The sequence below is a fragment of the Kribbella sp. NPDC048928 genome (assembly GCF_043197975.1).
Classification (GTDB): Bacteria; Actinomycetota; Actinomycetes; order Propionibacteriales; family Kribbellaceae; genus Kribbella.
Window position 1 is genome coordinate 853,351 of the sequence record NZ_JBICUC010000001.1, and the last position, 17,512, is coordinate 870,862.

The window sequence follows — 17,512 nt, forward strand, 5'->3', positions numbered from 1 at the left end:
GTCAAGCCAGTGATTTTAAGATGTGAGACAGACTTTCTCGTATGATGAGCAGATGGATGTCGTAGTAGTAGGTGGGAGCGTGGCCGGACTGCAGGCCGCGCTGACGTTGGGACGGGCGCGCCGACAGGTGCTGCTCTTCGACGACGACCGGGCGCGGAACCGTGCCGCGTCGCACGTGCACAACTTCCTCGGCGCGGTCGATCCGGCGCCGGGCGAGCTGCTGGCAACCGGGCGCCGGCAGCTTGCCGAGTACGGCGTCGAGGTGCGGGACGCCCGCGTCGAGGACGTGGTTGCCGACGACGACGGCTTCGTGGTCGACGGCACCCATGTCCGTACGGTCGTGCTGGCGACCGGCCTACGGGACGAGCTGCCCGACGTGCCCGGTGTGGCCGACGGCTGGGGTCAGTCGGTGGTGGCGTGCCCGCACTGCCACGGGTGGGAGGTGCGGGATCAGCCGCTCGTCCAGATCGGGATGCGCGGTGCGCCGGACCGAGGGGTGGCGCGCGCATTGCTGCTCAGCCGCTGGAGCGACGACGTGGTGTTCTGCACGGACGGCGACGAGCTCACCGATGCCCAGTCGTATCGGCTGTCGGTTGCCGGGGTGAAGGTGCGGACCGAGCGCGTGACCGAGGTGGGATCGGGCGTGCGGCTGTCCACCGGTGAGGACCTGGCGGCGCGGCGGGTGTTCGTCGTCGTACGGCAGCACCAGCAGAGCGACCTGGCCGAGCACCTCGGCTGTCAGGTCGCGGACGGTGCGGTCGTCGCGGACGGGAGCGGGCGGACCACCGTGCCCGGGGTCTACGCGGTCGGCACTACTGCCGTACCGGCGCTGCTCGCGATCGGTGCAGCGGGGCATGCCAGCACGGTGGCGGTCGCCGTACACAGCGACCTTCTGGAGCTAGAGCTGGGCGGCGGCTGGTAGCCGGGAACGATCCGCGACCGGCCAGTCGGCGGGGAGTCCGACGAGCTGGTCGAGTTGCAGGAGGCACCAGGGCGAGAGGTCCGGGATGCCTTGCACCTCGGGCCATTCGGCCCACCGGCAGGCGGCGACCTCGGCTGGGTTGGGGGCCGGGTCGCCGGTCCACCACGCTCGGTACACCGGGCAGATCTCGTTCTCGACCATGCCGGTCGGCATCTCGGCGCGGTACCTGAACTCGGGCAGCACCAGGTCCACCGCGTCCACGACAATGCCGAGCTCGTCCGCGAGCCGGCGCCGGACCGCCTGCTCGACCGGCTCGCCGGGGAGTGGGTGCCCGCAGCAACTATTCGTCCAGACGCCCGGCCAGGTGAGCTTGTGCAGCGCGCGCTGGGTGAGCAGCACCCGCCCTGCCGCGTCGACGACATAACAGGAGAACGCCAGGTGCAGCGGCGTCGCCGCGTGATGGACCGCGGCCTTCGCCTCGGTCCCGATCGCGCGCCCGCGCTCGTCCACCAGTACCACCCGCTCGTCGATCACCGGTCGAGCGTAATCGGATTCCGGCGGCCCCTCACGCCTGCTAGCCTCCCGGTGTGACCAAGCACTGCGTGACCTATCGACCGGCTCTGGGTGGAGCCGGCGTTCGGTAGTCCCGCAGTCGCAACACCCAGAGCCTCCGAGGCAGGAACCGTCCGGTTCCTGCCTCTTTCCGTTTCCCGGAGGCACTGGTGGTCAATCGAGGTGCCTCCGCTGTCTCGAGAGGAACCCCGATGAACTCTGTGATCGACCGGTTACGCAGGACCACCGACCTGATCGTCGGCGAGGACGACCTGCGGGAACGCCTGGAGTCCGGGCGGCCGCTGCGGATCAAGTACGGCGTCGACTGCACCGCGCCGGACCTGCATCTGGGGCACGCCGTCAACCTGTGGATGATGCGCCAACTCCAGGACCTCGGGCACCGGGTCGTGTTCCTGCTCGGCGACCTCACCACGCGCGTCGGCGACCCGACCGGACGCTCCACGACCCGCCCCGTACTGTCCCCCGAACAGATCGACGCGAACGCTGCCTCGTTCCTGGAGCAGGTGTCGCTGGTCCTGCGTACCGATCCCGAGGTCTTCGAGGTGCGCCGGAACTCCGAGTGGTACGACGCGATGCCGGTGGCGGAGCTGCTGACGCTGTTCGCCCAGGTCACGCAGGCGCAGCTGATGAGCCGCGACATGTTCCGGGTCCGGGTCGCGGCCGGGCGGGAGATCGCCGTCCACGAGCTGGTGTACCCGGTGCTGCAGGGGTACGACAGCTTCGCGATGCAGAGCGATCTGACCATCGTGGGTTCGGACCAGCTGTTCAACGAGCAGCTCGGGCGGCACTTCCAGCAGCGGCTGGGCGCGCCGCCGCAGGCGGTGATCACGACGACGATCACGCCCGGGATCGACGGTCACGCCAAGCAGTCCAAGTCGCTGAACAACTACATCGGACTGACCGACAGCCCGCGGGACAAGTTCGGCAAGCTGATGAGCATCCCGGACTCGCTGGTCGAGGTGTACGCCCGGGTGTACACCGAACTCCCGCTCGAGACGGTCGCCGCGCTCGCGGACGCCACCGGTCCGGCGGCACGCGACGCCAAGCTCCGGCTGGCCGCCGCGGTCGTCACCCGCTACCACGGCGCCGGCACCGCGAAGGCCGAGCTCGCAGCCTTCCGCCGTACGTTCACGGACCGCGCTCAACCGGGCGAGATCCCTACGATCACCGTCACGCAGGAGCGCCCGACCGTCCTCGACGTACTGCGCGCCATCGACCCGTCGGCCAGCAACTCCAGCCTCCGACGGCTGGTCCGCCAAGGCGCCGTCACCATCGACAGCCGGCGCCACGACGACCCTGCCGCCCCGATCGACCTGACCGCGCCGACGGTCGTCCGCTCCGGTCCGCGAGCCTGGCATCGCGTGATCGCTGGACCGCCACGCAGGCAGAAGTCCCCTTTGGAGGCCTGAAACCGCGCAAATCAGCGGGTTCTGCCTGCGTGGCGGTCCAGGCTGACTTCCAAGCGTGCCGAAGTGTCCCGCCGTCGGCCGGGATCGTGGCACGCTGGGCCGGTGACGATCCTGATTACCGGCGCGACCGGAAACGCGGGCGGCGCCGTTGTGCAATCGCTGGCAGCGCAGGGCATCCCCGCCCGGGCACTGATCCGGGCCGCGACGGAGCTGCCGGCCGGCATCGAGCCGGTGTACGGCGACCTGAATCGGCCGGAGACGTTCGCGGACGCATTACCCGGCGTGACCGGCATCTTCCTGCTGAGCGGCTATCAAGGACTCGAGGAATTGCTCGCGAACGCGGTCAAGTCCGGCGTACGCAACGTCGTCGTACTGTCCAGCAGCTCACTCGACGGCGAGCTGACGAATGCGGTCGCGGCCTATCACCACGCGACCGAGGAGGCCGCCCGGGCCGCGGGCGTGGAGTGGACGTTCCTGCGCCCGAACTCGTTCATGTCGAACACGCTGCGCTGGCACGACCAGCTCCAAGCCGGCGACGAGGTCCGCGTGCAGTTCCCCGACGTACCAGTGGCGACGATTCACCCGCGCGACATCGGCGACGTCGCGGCGCAGGCGCTGCAGGGCCGGCACAACGGCGAGATCCTCCGCCTGACCGGCCCGGTCGCGCTGACCCCCGCGGAACAGGTCGCGATCCTCGCCGAGACCCTCGGCCGCCCGCTCACGACGTACCCGATGACGCGCGCCGAGACCCACGCCGAGCTGAACGCGTCCATGCCCGAGCCCTACGCCACCGCCATCGAGTCCTTCTTCGCCGACGGCACCATCGACGAGACCTCGACCAACGACACCGTCCAGAACGTCACCGGCCACCCGGCCCGGACCCTCCGCTCCTGGATCGAGGAGAACGCGGCCCGCTTCGCCTGACCCCCTCCCCGGCCACGGCACCCTCACCGGAACCGCACTACCTGAGCGCGTCCAGGTACTCCGCGGTGCTGCAGGGCGTGCCCAGGCGCGGGAAGATCTGCATGACGGCGAACGCGTGGGCCTCGGAGCTGAGGCCGGTCATGGCGTCGGTGAGGAACAGCGTCTCGTAGCCGAGGTCGGAGGCGGCGCGGCCGGTCGACTCGACGCCGAAGTTGGTGGCGATGCCGGCCAGCACGACGTTAGCGATGCCGCGGGACTGGAGTTCGGCGTCCAGCGATGTGCGCCCGAAGGCGCCCACCGCCCGCTTGACGATCTCCAGATCGCCCGGCTGCGGCGCGGCCTCCGGCGCGAAGCCGCTGCCCTCGGGTTGCACATCGACGCCCGGTCGTTCGACCCGTACATTCACCACCAGGCCGCCGGCCGCGCGGGTCGCGGCGGCCGCCGCCACGGATCGTTCGAGGACCTCCGGACCGCTCAGCGGTCCGGTCTCCAGTTGGACGATCCGTGGCATCAGGTCGATCAGCACGAGTGCAGTACGGCGGGCTTCCAAAGGGTTCACGGAGTGAGCTTAAGGTTCAGCACATCCAGCCCGGCGAGGTAGCCGGTTGCGGCTGGGTTCTTGGCGGTCACGGTCAGAGCTAGTTGATGCGTACCGGCGGTCAGCTGAACGTTGCCTAGGTCAACCGTTTGGGTACCGACTCCGGACGCCTGGTAGCCGTCGAACGCGACGGCCGCTCCGCCGTCGACCTGCACGTCGAGGAGGCCGTAGTCGGCCGCTTTGGTCAGGGTGGTCGACAGCTGGTACGACCCGGTCGTCGGCACGTTGAAACCGAACACGGCCTTGTCGCCCACCTTTGCGCTGTGGATCCAGGCCTGTGCGCCGCCCGACCAACTGGCACCGCAGCAGTTCCCCTGCGGATCGACTGCGACCGTCGACGACACCGGCGGCAACATCGACTCGCCCTCGACCCGCAGCGTCGTACCGCTCGTTCCCGCCACCGCAGGCGACTTCGGACCGGTGTGGCCGGCGAGGTCCACGGCCGCGACGCGATACGTCCAGGTCTCGCCCAGCCCGAGTCCGTCGTGCAGGAATCCAGGCAGTGGGCTCGTCCCGAGCAGCTTCTCCGCGCCGCCCGCCCGAGCGCCGTACACCTTGTACTGCGCGATCCCACTCTCGTCCGCGACATCGTTCCACGTCACGTTGATCGCGTTGTCGCTTCGCCCGACGGCAGCGAGCCCGGCGACCGCACCCGGTGCACGACGGTCCACGTACGGCCGCGTGAGCGACTGGACGACGTACGACGACGCTGTCCACGCCGGTCCACTGGGCCGGAGCTCGATGTCCAGGTGGTCGCGGCCGACGGTGATTGCTGCGGGCAACTGGTAGTTGTCGTCCAGCCAGCGTTGATGAGTGTTGCCGAGCGGCTGGAGCCAGAGCCCTGAATCCTTGCCGTTGACAATCACCTGCACGGACTGCCCGGCATTGTTCTGATCGCTGGTACGGCGAAGAGTGACGCCCTGGTTGGCCGGATCGATCTTCGCGCGGAAGCGGACCGGGCCGGAGCTGGAGCGGACCTGGTCGGTAAGGGTGATGTTGTCGTGGTCACCTTCGTACGCGGCGCTGAGGTCCGCCTGCGTACCGGTGTCGGTGTACCCGTGCTGCTGCCGGCTCGCCGCGGACCCGACGTCGACCCGGTCGGTTTCGCGGGCACCGAAGCCGGCCGCCGTGTAGAGGAACGCCGTCGAGCCGTAGATCGCCGGATGGTCGTCCTGCTGCCCGTGCTCGATCCCGAAGTTCAACTGGTTCTCGAACGCGACCGAGTCCGTGATGTGCAGCCGCCACGCGCCGTCGCATTCGTTCGTGCAGAACCCGGCGCGGACCTCGTGCGCCGAGTTGCCGTGGAACGGGCTCGAGTACGTGCCGGCGTTGAAGTACCACCCGGACTCGTAGTAGTCCTCGGTCCCGGTGCCGTGGATGGCCGGCGTCCGCTCACCGTCGACGTACACCCGCTCGTCGCCCTCGAGGTACCCGCGAGTGTTGCCGTCGGCAAGCAGTCCCTCCATCGTCTGCGAGACGCCGACGAACTTCCCCCGCCCGACGACGTCCGCGAAGTTCCAGTCGCTGCCCTGCGTGGTCTCGCCGCGTTGCGAGATCGCGGTGAAGTAGCCGATCTTTCCGGTCGCCAGTTCGGCCGCCTTGCGCCCGTCCGCTGCGGATGTCACCTCGGCCTGTCCCTTCAGTGGGTATGCCGTGGTGTTCACCAGCTTGACCGTCGCACGGGCGACGTACGGCATCGGCCACCAGGACGAGTACCAGCCGTCGGGATCCATGGCGAAGAAGAGCGACCGGACCGGGTCCTCACCGAGACCGGAGCCGAAGAACTCGCCCAACGGGGCGTCGACGCGCTTCTGCCCGTCGACGGTCACCTGGACGCGAACACCGGCCAGCAGCGTGTCCGACGGCTTCACCCGCGCCGCGTCCGCGTCCGTCGCCGCGTACGCCATCGCGTGCTCGCCACTCCAGTTCTGCTGCGTGATCGCGTACCGGTGAGCCTGCTCGTCGGCGACGTGATTGGGGCCGACATCGAGGGTGTCAGTACGGCCTGCTGCGGAGTCCACCCAGTAGGCGAACTCGTTGAAGTCCAGGTCGGAGGAGACGAACTGGTTGGTGATCGTGATCTGCGACTTGCCCGCGGTCAGTGCGGCCGGCAGGTCGACGGACTGGTCGTACCACTGCGCGCCCTGCGCCTTGAGCGGCGCCCACTCGCCGGCCGGCGCACCGTCGACGAGGATCTTCGCGCGCTGGTTGCCGATCCGCAGGTCCATCCGCCGCGTCAGCCGTACGCCGGTGTTGGCCGGATCGATCTTCACGGTGAATGTGCTGCCGCCCAGGAACGCGCGGCCGTCGTCGGCGAAGCTCTTCAGGTCGAGCCCGACGATGTCCGGCAGCTTCAGCCGCAGGGCGCTCAGCTCACCGGGCCCGTACGCATCGGCCAGGGTGACCTGCTTGCCCGGGGCAACGTTCAACGGCGTGGAGGTCGTACGGGCGTTGGCGGCGGCCGGCTTCGGGTCCATGGTGCCGGCCGCGTTCAGCAGCGCGAGCACGTCCTCCGCCTTGTCGTTCGGGTCGAACGTCCTGATGCCGTTCGCATCCGGGAACTGGCGGTAGTCGACGTGGTAGAAGAGCGGGTTGGTCTGCGTGGTGATCCGCATCGAGGATCGGTACGGCATCGGGACCCGGAGGTAGACACCGCCGCTGGACTGGATGCCGTTCGCGACCAGTGGGTAGCTGAACGGTGCGCCGAGCTTGCCGTCGACGACGTCCTGCAGCGAACCGTGCAGCACCTGCTTGCCATCGAGCTCGACGGTGATCGTGCCGGTCCTGGTCACGTTGCCCTCGTCGCGGGTGAACCAGATCGAGGCGACCTCGCCCGGTCCACTGTCCTCGGCGATCACACAGCCCGCGTCGGTGGTTCGCAGGCACGAGTACGTACCGTCGAAGCCGTCGTTGTTCGTCCCGTCCCGTCCGAAGCTGGAGAACTGCTTCGTACGGACGCCGGTCTGCAACTCGGGAAGGCGGTCGAGCTGGCGGTAGACGTCCCATCCGACGGGACCGTTGTCACCCCCCGTCGACGCCGCGGCGGTAGCTGATACCGAGCCTGTCAGCAGCAGGACGGAAGACACCAGGAGTACGACGGCACGACGGAGCATGGGCGGTTCCTTCGTCATGGGAAATCGATTTCTGAGATGTCTACCACCGATGTTTGCCGATGAGAAGGCCTCAGGCAGACTGGACCCCGCACACAACTTCAGACTTTGCGGGAGATTCGATGAGCTCTGAGAAAGCCCAGATCGGCGTCACCGGCCTTGCGGTGATGGGCCGCAACCTGGCCCGGAACCTGGCGCGCAACGGGTTCCGCGTCGCCCTGCACAACCGGTCCCAGGCCCGTACGGATGCGCTGGTGAAGGAGTTCGGTTCCGAGGGTGAGTTCGTGCCGTCCACGGACCTCGCGGGCTTCGTCGAGTCGCTCGAGCTGCCGCGCCGGGTGATCATCATGGTCAAGGCCGGCGCCCCGACCGACGCCGTCATCGACGAACTGGTGCCGCTGCTCGACGAGGGCGACATCGTCGTCGACGCGGGCAACGCGCACTTCCTGGACACCCGGCGCCGCGAGGCCGCACTCCGCGACAAGGGCCTGCACTTCGTCGGCTCCGGAGTCTCCGGCGGCGAGGAGGGCGCGCTGAACGGCCCGAGCATCATGCCGGGCGGTTCCCCGGAGTCGTACGCCGCGCTCGAGCCGATGCTGACCAAGATCTCCGCGCACGTGAACGGCGAGCCGTGCTGCGTGCACGTCGGTCCGGACGGTGCCGGTCACTTCGTGAAGATGCTCCACAACGGCATCGAGTACGCCGACATGCAGCTGATCGCGGAGGCGTACGACCTGCTCCGGCACGTGCTCGGGCTGTCCCCGGCGGAGCTCGCGGACGTGTTCCGGGACTGGAACACCGGCGACCTCGAGTCGTTCCTGATCGAGATCACCGCCGAGGTGCTCAGCCAGACCGACCCGACCACCGGCGGTGCGTTCGTCGACGTCGTCCTCGACCAGGCCGAGCAGAAGGGCACCGGCCGCTGGACGGTCCAGTCCGCGCTCGACCTGGGCATCCCGGTCAGCGGGATGGCAGAGGCCGTCTTCGCCCGCTCGCTGTCCGGTGACGTCGTCCGGCGGGAGGCTGCCGCCGGCGTGCTGCCCGGACCGGCCGACGCGAAGGCGGACGTCGACCGGCAGCAGTTCATCGACGACGTCCGGCACGCGCTGTACTCGTCGAAGCTGGTCGCCTACGCGCAGGGCTTCGACGCGATCCGGGCCGCCAGCGACGAGTACGGCTGGGACATCGACCTCGGCGCGATGGCGACCATCTGGCGGGGCGGGTGCATCATCCGGGCGCGGTTCCTGGACCGCATCAAGGAGGCGTACGACCGGAACCCGGCGCTGCCGTCGCTGCTCGTCGACGACTACTTCCGGGACGCGGTCGCGAACGGTCAGGAGGCGTGGCGCCGGGTGGTCGCGACCGCGGCGACCGTCGGCGTACCGGCTCCGGGCTTCTCGGCCGCCCTGTCGTACTACGACGGTCTGCGGGCGGAGCGACTGCCGGCCGCACTGATCCAGGGTCTGCGCGACCTGTTCGGCGCGCACACCTACAAGCGTGTGGACCGCGAGGGCAGCTTCCACCTGGAGTGGTCCGGCGACCGCTCCGAGAGCACCCAGTAGACCGCGACCGCGGCAACACACAGGAAGCCTGCCGCTCCGACGCCGGCCACGTTGAACCCGTGGACGGCGTCGGAGTGGGCGGCCACGGTGCCGGCGACTGTGCTGAGCAGCGCAGTACCCAGTGAGGCACCGACCTGTTGGGATGTCATCACCATGGCTCCGGCCACTGCGCTGTCTGCGCCGGCCCCGAGCGTTGCGGTGCTGTTCGCCGTCACCAGCACCCACCCTGACCCCAGGCCGACCAGCAGGAACACTGGGACGACCTGTAGCCAGTAGCTGCTGTCAGCACGGAGCAGGCCGAGCAGTGCAAGCCCTGCCGCGATGGCGAGCATTCCTGGGCAGATGAGCGCCCGCACGCTGACCCTGGCAAGCAGCCGGCTGACAACGCGCACACCGGCCATGAGGCCGACCGTCAGCGGAAGGAAGCTCAGCCCGGCCCTGAGGGGCGAGTAGTGGCGCACGGTCTGCAGGTAGAAGGTCAGGAAGAACAGGGCGGCGAACATCCCGATCGCCAGGCTGAACACCGCCAGGTACGAACCGCCGCGCTTGCGATCTTTGAGGACCCGCAGCGGTAGCAGCGGCGACGTCACCCGGACCTGTACGGCCAGGAACGCGGCCAGTAGCACCACACCGGCGGCCAGTGGCCCATACGTCGCGGGTGCACCCCAGCCGTCCGACTCTGCCCGGCCGAAGCCGAACACGACGCCCATGAGTCCTGCAGTCGCCAGCACTGCACCTAGTACGTCGATCCGCACACCACTGGTGCGCTGCACCGCGGGCACTGCGTACAGGACGCCGGCCGCGGCGAGCGCTGCGATGGGGAGGTTGACGTACATGGACCAGCGCCAGTCCAGGTACTCCGTGAGCACGCCACCGGCCAGTACGCCCAGGCCGGACGCACTGCCCATGACAGCGCCGTAGATCCCGAATGCCTTGCCACGCTCGGCGGGCGACGGGAACGAGGCAGCGAGTGTTGCCAGTACGGCAGGTGTCAGGAGCGCACCGAAGGCGCCCTGCAGACCACGTGCTGCCAGCAACATCCCCCCTCCCGTGGCGGCTCCCCCGAGCGCCGACGCCAGCGCGAAGCCGGTCAGCCCGATCAGGAGCGCTCTCCTCCGCCCGATCAGGTCACTCATCCGCCCGCCGATCAGTAGGAGTCCTCCGAACCCGAGGGCGAACAGCGTGATCACCCACTGGCGCGACGGATCCGACAGCCCCAGATCCTTCTGCATCGACGGCAGCGCGATGTTCACGATCGTCAGATCGATCCCGACCATCAACTGCGCCGTCGCCACCGCACCCAACGCCCACCACCGCCGTACGTCCACCTGCGGCGGCGCGTCCGTGGTTGTCATCAGAACATGCCGTTCGGGTTGGCGGAGGTGTCCGGAACCGGCTGCATGACGTCCCAGTGCTCGACGATCCGGCCGTTGCCGTCGAGGCGGAAGATGTCGACGATCGCCGTCCCCGGCTGCCCCGGCACGCGGACGCCGTAGACGTGGGCGATCACGTGGTCGCCGTCGGCGAACACGCGCTTGACCTCGGCCTTCAGGTCCGGGAAGTCCTGGCGGAGGGTGGCGAGGAACGCCTCGAAGCCCTCGACGCCGTCCGCGATCCGCGGGTTGTGCTGGACGTAGCTGTCGCCGAGCAGCTTGGCCGCGGCGTGGAAGTCCTTCTGATTCAGGCCGAGCTCGTAGAAGTCGAGGACGGTCTGCTTGTTCCGCTCGCTCATGATCATCCTTAAGTGAACAGCTGTAGTGCTACGACTGTATGGCAACGTGCGTTGCAATACAATCGGCTGCATGGACGCAGGGACGACGCGGAGCCGGAACCGGCGCGGGCAGGGCGACCTGCTGCGGCGCGAGATCATCGACGCCGCGCTGCGGATGCTGAACGAGCTCGGCGACGACGAGGCGCTCTCGTTGCGCGCGGTCGCCCGCGAGGTCGGGATCGCGGCGACGTCGGTCTACATCCACTTCAGCGACCGCGACGAGCTCGTCTTCGCAGCGCTCGAGCAGTCCACCACCGACTTGCTGCACAACCTTGAGCAGGCCGAGGCGAGCGGCGGCGACAATCCGGTCCGCCGACTCCGCGCGCGGCTGCTTTTCCTCGGCAGCTGGACGCGGGAGTACGCCGGCCTCTACAAGGTGCTGCACGAGAGCACCCTGAACCGGCGAATGCACCTGATCTTCAAGGAAGAGCTGTCGGTGCGCGCGATTGCCGCGGTACAGGCCTGCATGGATGCCGGTTTGGCGCCGGCGGACGATGCTGCGGCCGTGGCGCTCGACCTGCGCTCAGCCGTGCACGGCGCGGTGTCGATCCGGATCAACGAGCCGGAGGCCGACCTTCCACCGCTGGCGGACCAGGTCGATCGCTTCCTGCAGAAGCTGGTTGGCGTGTCGATCGAACATATGTTCTAATAGTCGTCCAGCGCCAGTCCGAAGGAGATCGCCGCAACGATGACTGTAGACACTCTGGCAGTAGAAGCGCCGTCCGACCTCATCGACACTCCCAGCACCGTCGAGACGCCCACCCAGTCTTCCGAGCCGGCCACCTCGCCGGAGCCTGTCGACGAGGCGCCGAAGCCGAAGAAGGCCCCGGCGAAGAAGGCGGCCGGCAAGAAGGCCAAGACCATCGAGCTCACGCTGACCGTCACCGGGACGGCGGACGGTGAGTGGCGCGCCGAGCTCAAGCAGGGCACGACGTACCTCGCGCGCGACCTGGCCGTGGCCGCCGCCGCGGTCTCCCGCGCCGCCAAGGAGCTGCACGAAGACCTGTCGACCCCGATCGACGAGGTCATCGAGGAGGCCCGCTCGCAGCAGGCCGCCAAGGTCGCCGCCCTGGAGGCCGAGCTCGAGGCCGCCCGCCAGGCGCTCGCCGACCTGGACTGACCGCCGCATCCCGACGCATGCTTCCCGTGGTGGTCAACTTCCCTGATGACCACGGGCAGGGCCCGTCCGCAACTGTGTGAGGTGGTTGCGGGCGGGTCCTGGTAACTGCTCAGCAACTACTCGGCCGCTACTCCGGCTGGGTCTTGAGGACGATCCGGAGGTTCGCTTTCGGCTGGTGTTGCCAGGCCTCCTCGGCCTGCTCCAGCGGGTAGGTCTCGATGATCGGCCGGATGTTCTTCAGGACGGCGAAGTTCAGCGTCTCCTCGGAGTCCTGCGCCACCCCGGAGTACCAGCCGGAGACCGAGAGCCGGCCGTCGGACAGCACGTGTCCGGTGACCTCGATCGGATCGCCGCCCTCGAGAACGATCAGCTGACCGTTCGGGCGCAGGCCCTTGACCAGGTCGCTCTGGAGATCCGCACGGGACACTGTCGCGAGGATCGCGGCTGCGCCACCGAGCGCCTTCAGCGCTTCGCCGGCGTCGCCCTCCGTGCTGTCGATGTACTCGTCGGCCCCGAGCTGCCGCGCGAGCTTCTCCTTGTCCCGTCCGCGGTTGATCGCCACGGTCCGGAAGCCCATCTTGTCGGCGAACTGGATCGCCAGGTGACCGACCCCGCCGACGCCCTGCACCGCGACCGTGTCCCCAGGCCCGGCGTGCGCGTGCCGCAGCGCGTTGAACGCAGTGATCCCGCCGCACATCAACGGCGCCGCATCCTCGAAGCTCAGCGCCTCCGGGATCCGCGCCACCGCGTCCTGCGGCACCACCAGGTACTCGGCGTACCCACCGTCGTAGGACGTACCGACGATCGTGCGGCTCACGCAGTTCGTGAAGTCGCCTCTCCGGCAGAACTCGCAGGTGAAGTCGACGCCTCCCGACCAGCCGACGCCGACCCGCTGCCCGGTCTCCCAGACCGTGACGCCCGCGCCGACCGCGTCCACGACGCCGGCGATCTCGTGGCCCGGGATCCGCGGCAGCGTCGTCCCGAAGAGCGCGTTCCGCGGGATCGCGTCGCCGCCGCAGATGCCGCACGCGTGCACCTGCACCCGGATCTGCCCGGCGCCGGGCTCCGGGATCGGTACGTCGGTGACGACGAACGGTCCACCCGCCTGCTGGACCTGGGCTGCCCGCATAGTTCCAGTCATAACTTCCCCTTCAGTGCATTCCGCCGTCGGCGATGAGCTGCTGCCCGGTGATCAGTCCGGCATCGTCACCGGCCAGGAAGGCCGCGATGCCGGCCACGTCCTCGGTCGTTCCCAGGCGCCCGATCGGCACCATCGCGACCAGGCTCTGCTTGTACCCGTCGTTGGCCGGGTCGGTGAAGATCCCGGCGCCGTCGATCGGGCCCGGGACGATCGTGTTCACGGTGATCCCGCGCGGCCCGAGTTCGAGCGCGAGGACGCGGGCCAGGTATCCGGTCGCGACCTTGCTGGTGCCGTACAGGCCGACGCCCCGCTGCGGCACGGTGGTGGTGTTCGACGAGATCGTGATGATCCGCCCGTTGTCCGCGATCCGCCGGGCCGCCTCGCGCAGGACGAAGTACGGGCCCTTCGTGTTGACCCGGAACAGCAGGTCGAAGTCCTCTTCGGTGACTTCCGCGACCGGTACGTTCACCTTCTCCATCCCGGCGTTCGCGACCACGATGTCGAGCCGGCCGAACTCGTCGAGCGTCGCGTCGAACAGCCGCTGGATGCCGGCCACCTCGGACACGTCGGCGGCGACCGCGATCGCACGAACTCCGAGGGCCTTCGCCGCGTCCAGGACCTCCTGCGCGGCGGCCGCGTCCCGCGAGTAGTTGACCACGACGTCCGCGCCCAGCGCCGCGAGCCGGAGCAGGATCGCCCGGCCCAGGCCCTTCGACGAACCGGTGACGAGCGCGGTTCTCCCGTCGAGCGTTCTGTCTGCCATGGTTCGATCCTGCGCCGTGATCGCCCGGTGCGGAAACAGAGTCTGGTTGGCGGGCCACAAGAGACCCTTGTGGCACGATGATCGGGTGGATCTGAGCTTGCGGCTCTTGCAGGCGCTCGACGCCGTCGCGGCCGAGGGCAGCATGACCCGGGCCGCGCGCACCCTCAACCTGACGCAGCAGGCAGTCAGTGGCCAGATCCGTCAACTGGAGCGCGTCGTCGGTACGCCGCTGGTCGAACGCCGGCCCACCGGGATCGAGCTGACCGCGGCCGGTGAGGTCGTGCTCAAGCAGGGCGCTGCGTTGCTGTCGTCGGCGCAGGCGATGGTGGCCGAGGCGCGGGTGGCCGCGTCCGGACGGCCGGACCCGTTGCGGATCGCGTTCAAGGCGCAGAGCACGGCGCACTTCATGCCTGCGGTCGAGGCCGCCGTACGGCAGCAGGTGCCGGAGCTCGAGATCCGGCCGCTCTCGGTGCACACGCTGCCGGACGAGCTGGACGCGCTGACGTCCGGGCGTGCGGACGCCGCGTTCCTGTGGCTGCCGATCGGCGACGATCCGCGGTTCACCGTCCATCCGCTGCTGCCCGAGGAGCGGTGGGTCGCGCTGCCACCAGGGCACCGGCTCGAGTCCCGTACGGCGTTGCGCATCGCGGACCTCGCCGACGTACCGGTGGTCGGTCCTCGCGACGGGATGCCCGCGGCCGTCATCGACTTCTGGTTCATCGACCCGCGCCCGGACGGCACCCGAGCGATCTTCGGCCCCCAGGCGCGGACGCCCGAGGAGTGCCTGCATCTGGTGGCGGCGGGGCACGGCTGCTGGATCGCGCCGGCCTCCACAGTCACGTACTTCGCCCACCCGCGACTGACCTGGCTCCCGTTGATCGACGCCGAGCCGAACGTCCTCGCCCTCATCTGGCCCCGGCACACGGCGAATCCGATGCTCCACCTGCTCCTGGAACAGACCCGCCACACTCTCACCCCGTTACCCGCAGCCACGCCGGAGTGATGGGCAGGGGGTAGGCGCAGGCTTTACCGTGGTTGATCTGCGGGTTTGACCGCTCCGAGGTGAGAAGGGGTCAGATGAGCACTTTCGAGGATCTGGGTTCGCTGCTGATGGTGCGTGGCGCGGACGAGCTCGACCATGCCGGCGGCAGCCTGTACGTGCACCTGCACCGCGTCGCCAAGCGTCTCGGATCGCTCGGTGCGTCCGACACGCTGGTGCTCGCTGCCCTGGCGCACGCCGCGTACGGGACCGACGGCTTCCCGACGCATCTGTTCGACTGGCGGACCGAACGCCCGGTGCTCGAGTCGGTGATCGGCCCGGCGGCCGAGGCAATCGTCTACCGGTACGGGGCCTGCGACCGGCAGACGACCTGGCGCGACCTCGCCGAGCACCGCACCACCGCCGACCGCTTCACCGGTACGTCGGAGGAGCTCGGCGCCGAGGACCTCCGCGACTTCGTCGACCTGACGATCGTCAACGAGCTCGACGTCCTCGACAACGACGCCGAGCAGGCCGTACGGCTACGCCCGTACCTCCAGGAACTCCTGCCGCGCTGGCAGTCCCTGGGCTCCCCCACGGTCCTCACCGAGGCCCAGCGCATCCTGCAGCTGTAAAACTAGGAGCCGTGAAACGGTTCCTGTGGCGGGGGTTCCTACGACTCCTGGGTACGTCGGGAACGCCCGTCGTCCTCGTTCACGGTGCCGCGGAGTCCGTCGACAGTTGGTCGCGGCTCGTCCCACTGCTCGCGAAGAACCATCGCGTGTACGCGTACGACATCACCGGCTACGGGTACTCCGAGCGCAAGGCCCCGTACACGATCGAGCACCTCGCGGCGCAACTGCTCGGCTTCCTGGACGCCATGCACCTCGGCGGGCCGGGGCAGCCGCGGCCGATCCTGGTGGGGCACTCGCTCGGTGCGGGCATCGTGGCCGAGGCGACGTTGGAGGCGCCGGAGAGGGTCGGCGGCATCATGTTCCTGGACGGCGACGGGCTGCCGTTGCCGGGCGGGCAGGCCGGGCCACCCAGGTGGCTCGTGGTGCCGCCGTACCGGACCTCGCTGTTCCGGCTGGTGCTCGATCAGGGCTGGCTGCTCAAGAAGATCTACAACAGCGTCTGCTCCCCCGGTTGCCCCGCGATGGATGTCGATGAGTGGACGCGGCCATTCCGGCAGCCGGGTGCCGAGAAGGCGCTGTGGGAGATGACCGCCCACGGGATCCCCGCGGTCGCACCCGAACGGCTCGCCAAGCTCAAGGACGTCGACGTCGCGAAGTCGGTGGTCTTCGGAGCGGACGACACCAACGGCGGCAATGCGGCCGAGACCGCGACGCGGATCGGGGCTCCGGCGCCGACGCTGATCCCCGGCGCCAACCACCTGACCCTGATCTCGAATCCCACTGAGGTCGCCGCCGCGATCGACGCACTTCGCTGATCGCAGATTGCTGGAAATCCCGGCGCCGGCGACGGATGATCGGGATATGGCCCGATACGAAGTGGTTGCGCGTGCGAAGCCCGATCGGCGACTCTCCAACGCCGACTACATCGACCTGGCCCTGCATTCCTGGTCGCTGGACAAGGGCATGAAGTTCCAGCGGATCGAGGATCTGCCGGACGGCTCGATCGCGGTCGTCCTGCAGCAGAACATGTCGCCGCGCAAGCACGACGCGGCCTGCGAGATGGTGAACCGCAGCCTCGCGCAGCTCGGCATCCCGGCCGCTCAGGTGCAGCGGATCGACCTGCACCGGATGACCCGCAAGGGCGGCCGCGCGCTGGTCCGTTCCTGGGCCGGGCCGAACAACCCGCCCGGCCCCGGCACGGCCGGCGACCGTGAGCCGCGGCGCCCGAGGCCGACGCCGCCGCACCTGCTCGCCTACCGCGACCTAGGCGACCCAGACGACCTCACGGAGTAAGGACCTCGAAGCGGGCCGCGTACCTCGTCCCGAGCAGCGTCCCGGCCGGCCGGGACGCCCCCTCGAGGAACTCCTCAGGGTCGAAGTCGGGCCAGTTCAGGCCGTCGATGTAGGCCTTGTGCGCCTGCAGCGAGCGGACGCCGACCTCGAACGTGTCGGTGGTGTCCACTGCGTGCCGTGAGTTCGGTGAGCCGGACGCCCAGACCTGCCGGACGCCGTCCCACTTGTCGCCGGCGTCCGGGAAGATCCAGCGGTTCGCGGCGTCCCGGACCGCGTCCACGGTCGCGCGGCCGGTGTTGATGTGGTCGGCCTGGTTCAGCGTGACGTCGCCGTCCCAGGTGTCGCGGAAGTTGTTGGTGATGACGATCTCCGGCTGGTGCCGCCGGATCGCGGCCGCGATCACGCGCCGCAGCGCCACGCCGTACTCGATGGTGCCGTCGGGCTGGCCGAGGAACTCCACCGCCGAGACCCCGACGATCCGGGAGGACTCGATCTGCTCGGCCTCCCGCAACGGGCCGCACTCCGCCGGGTCGACGCCGTCGATCCCCGCCTCGCCGGAGGTGAGCAGGCAGTACACGACCTGCTTGCCCTGACCGGTCCACCGTGCGATCGCCGCCGCCGCACCGAACTCAAGATCGTCCGGATGCGCCACGACGGCGAGCGCCTTCTGCCAGTCCTCAACGACCGGTTCCAGCTTGTCCACTGCGTTCAT

Annotated in this window: 18 protein-coding genes; 10 read left to right on the plus strand and 8 right to left on the minus strand. The window is 69.2% G+C overall.

Features of this window, described 5'->3' with window-relative positions:
• Positions 1-52: 52 nt before the first annotated feature.
• Positions 53-922: an NAD(P)/FAD-dependent oxidoreductase gene (locus ACGFI6_RS04035; protein ID WP_393115121.1), complete on the plus strand. Its 870-nt coding sequence runs from the start codon at positions 53-55 to the stop codon at positions 920-922.
• On the opposite strand, the gene idi is transcribed toward ACGFI6_RS04035, so the two are convergent.
• Positions 899-1,456 (minus strand): isopentenyl-diphosphate Delta-isomerase, encoded by a 558-nt coding sequence (gene idi, locus ACGFI6_RS04040; RefSeq protein ID WP_393115122.1) that lies wholly within the window; start codon positions 1,454-1,456, stop codon positions 899-901. The genes ACGFI6_RS04035 and idi overlap by 24 nt on opposite strands.
• 230 nt (positions 1,457-1,686) lie before the next feature.
• Between idi and tyrS the strand changes: the two genes are divergently transcribed.
• Together tyrS and ACGFI6_RS04050 are read left to right on the plus strand one after the other, a co-directional pair.
• On the plus strand, positions 1,687-2,904 hold the full coding sequence (tyrS, locus tag ACGFI6_RS04045) for a tyrosine--tRNA ligase (protein ID WP_393115123.1): 1,218 nt from the start codon (positions 1,687-1,689) through the stop codon (positions 2,902-2,904).
• A gap of 102 nt (positions 2,905-3,006) precedes the next feature.
• Positions 3,007-3,828: an NAD(P)H-binding protein gene (locus ACGFI6_RS04050; RefSeq protein ID WP_393115124.1), complete on the plus strand. Its 822-nt coding sequence runs from the start codon at positions 3,007-3,009 to the stop codon at positions 3,826-3,828.
• Positions 3,829-3,865: 37 nt separating this feature from the next.
• Here the strand turns inward: ACGFI6_RS04050 and ACGFI6_RS04055 are convergent, their stop codons facing one another.
• Together ACGFI6_RS04055 and ACGFI6_RS04060 are read right to left on the minus strand one after the other, a co-directional pair.
• Entirely contained in the window at positions 3,866-4,387 is a 522-nt protein-coding gene (locus ACGFI6_RS04055; RefSeq protein ID WP_393115125.1) for an isochorismatase family protein, read from the minus strand.
• Positions 4,384-7,539, minus strand: a complete 3,156-nt coding sequence (locus ACGFI6_RS04060) for a DUF2961 domain-containing protein (protein WP_393115126.1) — start codon at positions 7,537-7,539, stop codon at positions 4,384-4,386. The genes ACGFI6_RS04055 and ACGFI6_RS04060 overlap by 4 nt, the downstream gene beginning before the upstream one ends.
• 119 nt (positions 7,540-7,658) lie before the next feature.
• Between ACGFI6_RS04060 and gndA the strand changes: the two genes are divergently transcribed.
• A complete protein-coding gene (gndA, locus tag ACGFI6_RS04065) occupies positions 7,659-9,098 on the plus strand; it encodes an NADP-dependent phosphogluconate dehydrogenase (RefSeq protein WP_393115128.1) in 1,440 nt (479 codons plus the stop codon).
• On the opposite strand, the gene ACGFI6_RS04070 is transcribed toward gndA, so the two are convergent.
• Complete coding sequence (locus ACGFI6_RS04070; RefSeq protein WP_393115129.1) at positions 9,026-10,453, minus strand: MFS transporter; 1,428 nt, start codon at positions 10,451-10,453, stop codon at positions 9,026-9,028. The genes gndA and ACGFI6_RS04070 overlap by 73 nt on opposite strands.
• Positions 10,453-10,830 (minus strand): ester cyclase, encoded by a 378-nt coding sequence (locus ACGFI6_RS04075; protein ID WP_393115131.1) that lies wholly within the window; start codon positions 10,828-10,830, stop codon positions 10,453-10,455. The genes ACGFI6_RS04070 and ACGFI6_RS04075 overlap by 1 nt, the downstream gene beginning before the upstream one ends.
• Before the next feature lie 70 nt (positions 10,831-10,900).
• On the opposite strand from ACGFI6_RS04075, the gene ACGFI6_RS04080 reads away from it, so the two are divergent.
• Positions 10,901-11,518 (plus strand): TetR family transcriptional regulator, encoded by a 618-nt coding sequence (locus ACGFI6_RS04080; protein WP_393115132.1) that lies wholly within the window; start codon positions 10,901-10,903, stop codon positions 11,516-11,518.
• 39 nt (positions 11,519-11,557) lie between these two features.
• Positions 11,558-11,989 carry a DUF6319 family protein gene (locus tag ACGFI6_RS04085; RefSeq protein WP_393115134.1) on the plus strand — a complete coding sequence of 144 codons (432 nt, stop codon included), beginning with the start codon at positions 11,558-11,560 and terminating at the stop codon, positions 11,987-11,989.
• 127 nt (positions 11,990-12,116) lie between these two features.
• Here the strand turns inward: ACGFI6_RS04085 and ACGFI6_RS04090 are convergent, their stop codons facing one another.
• Together ACGFI6_RS04090 and ACGFI6_RS04095 are read right to left on the minus strand one after the other, a co-directional pair.
• Positions 12,117-13,130 carry an alcohol dehydrogenase catalytic domain-containing protein gene (locus tag ACGFI6_RS04090; RefSeq protein WP_393115135.1) on the minus strand — a complete coding sequence of 338 codons (1,014 nt, stop codon included), beginning with the start codon at positions 13,128-13,130 and terminating at the stop codon, positions 12,117-12,119.
• Between the two features lie 10 nt (positions 13,131-13,140).
• The gene (locus ACGFI6_RS04095) at positions 13,141-13,893 is read right to left on the minus strand and encodes an SDR family oxidoreductase (RefSeq protein ID WP_393115136.1); all 753 of its coding nucleotides are present in this window, start codon (positions 13,891-13,893) and stop codon (positions 13,141-13,143) included.
• An 85-nt stretch (positions 13,894-13,978) separates the two neighbouring features.
• Here ACGFI6_RS04095 and ACGFI6_RS04100 point away from each other — a divergent pair, with 85 nt between their 5' ends.
• From ACGFI6_RS04100 to ACGFI6_RS04115, 4 genes are all read left to right on the plus strand, one after another.
• Positions 13,979-14,896, plus strand: a complete 918-nt coding sequence (locus ACGFI6_RS04100; protein WP_393115137.1) for a LysR family transcriptional regulator — start codon at positions 13,979-13,981, stop codon at positions 14,894-14,896.
• Between the two features lie 74 nt (positions 14,897-14,970).
• Positions 14,971-15,507 (plus strand): DUF6817 domain-containing protein, encoded by a 537-nt coding sequence (locus ACGFI6_RS04105; protein ID WP_393115138.1) that lies wholly within the window; start codon positions 14,971-14,973, stop codon positions 15,505-15,507.
• 11 nt (positions 15,508-15,518) lie between these two features.
• Complete coding sequence (locus ACGFI6_RS04110) at positions 15,519-16,322, plus strand: alpha/beta fold hydrolase (RefSeq protein WP_393115139.1); 804 nt, start codon at positions 15,519-15,521, stop codon at positions 16,320-16,322.
• A 46-nt stretch (positions 16,323-16,368) separates the two neighbouring features.
• Positions 16,369-16,800: a hypothetical protein gene (locus ACGFI6_RS04115; protein ID WP_393115140.1), complete on the plus strand. Its 432-nt coding sequence runs from the start codon at positions 16,369-16,371 to the stop codon at positions 16,798-16,800.
• Here ACGFI6_RS04115 and ACGFI6_RS04120 read toward each other — a convergent pair.
• Positions 16,790-17,512: a PIG-L deacetylase family protein gene (locus tag ACGFI6_RS04120; RefSeq protein WP_393115141.1), complete on the minus strand. Its 723-nt coding sequence runs from the start codon at positions 17,510-17,512 to the stop codon at positions 16,790-16,792. The two genes, ACGFI6_RS04115 and ACGFI6_RS04120, sit on opposite strands and share 11 nt — an antisense overlap.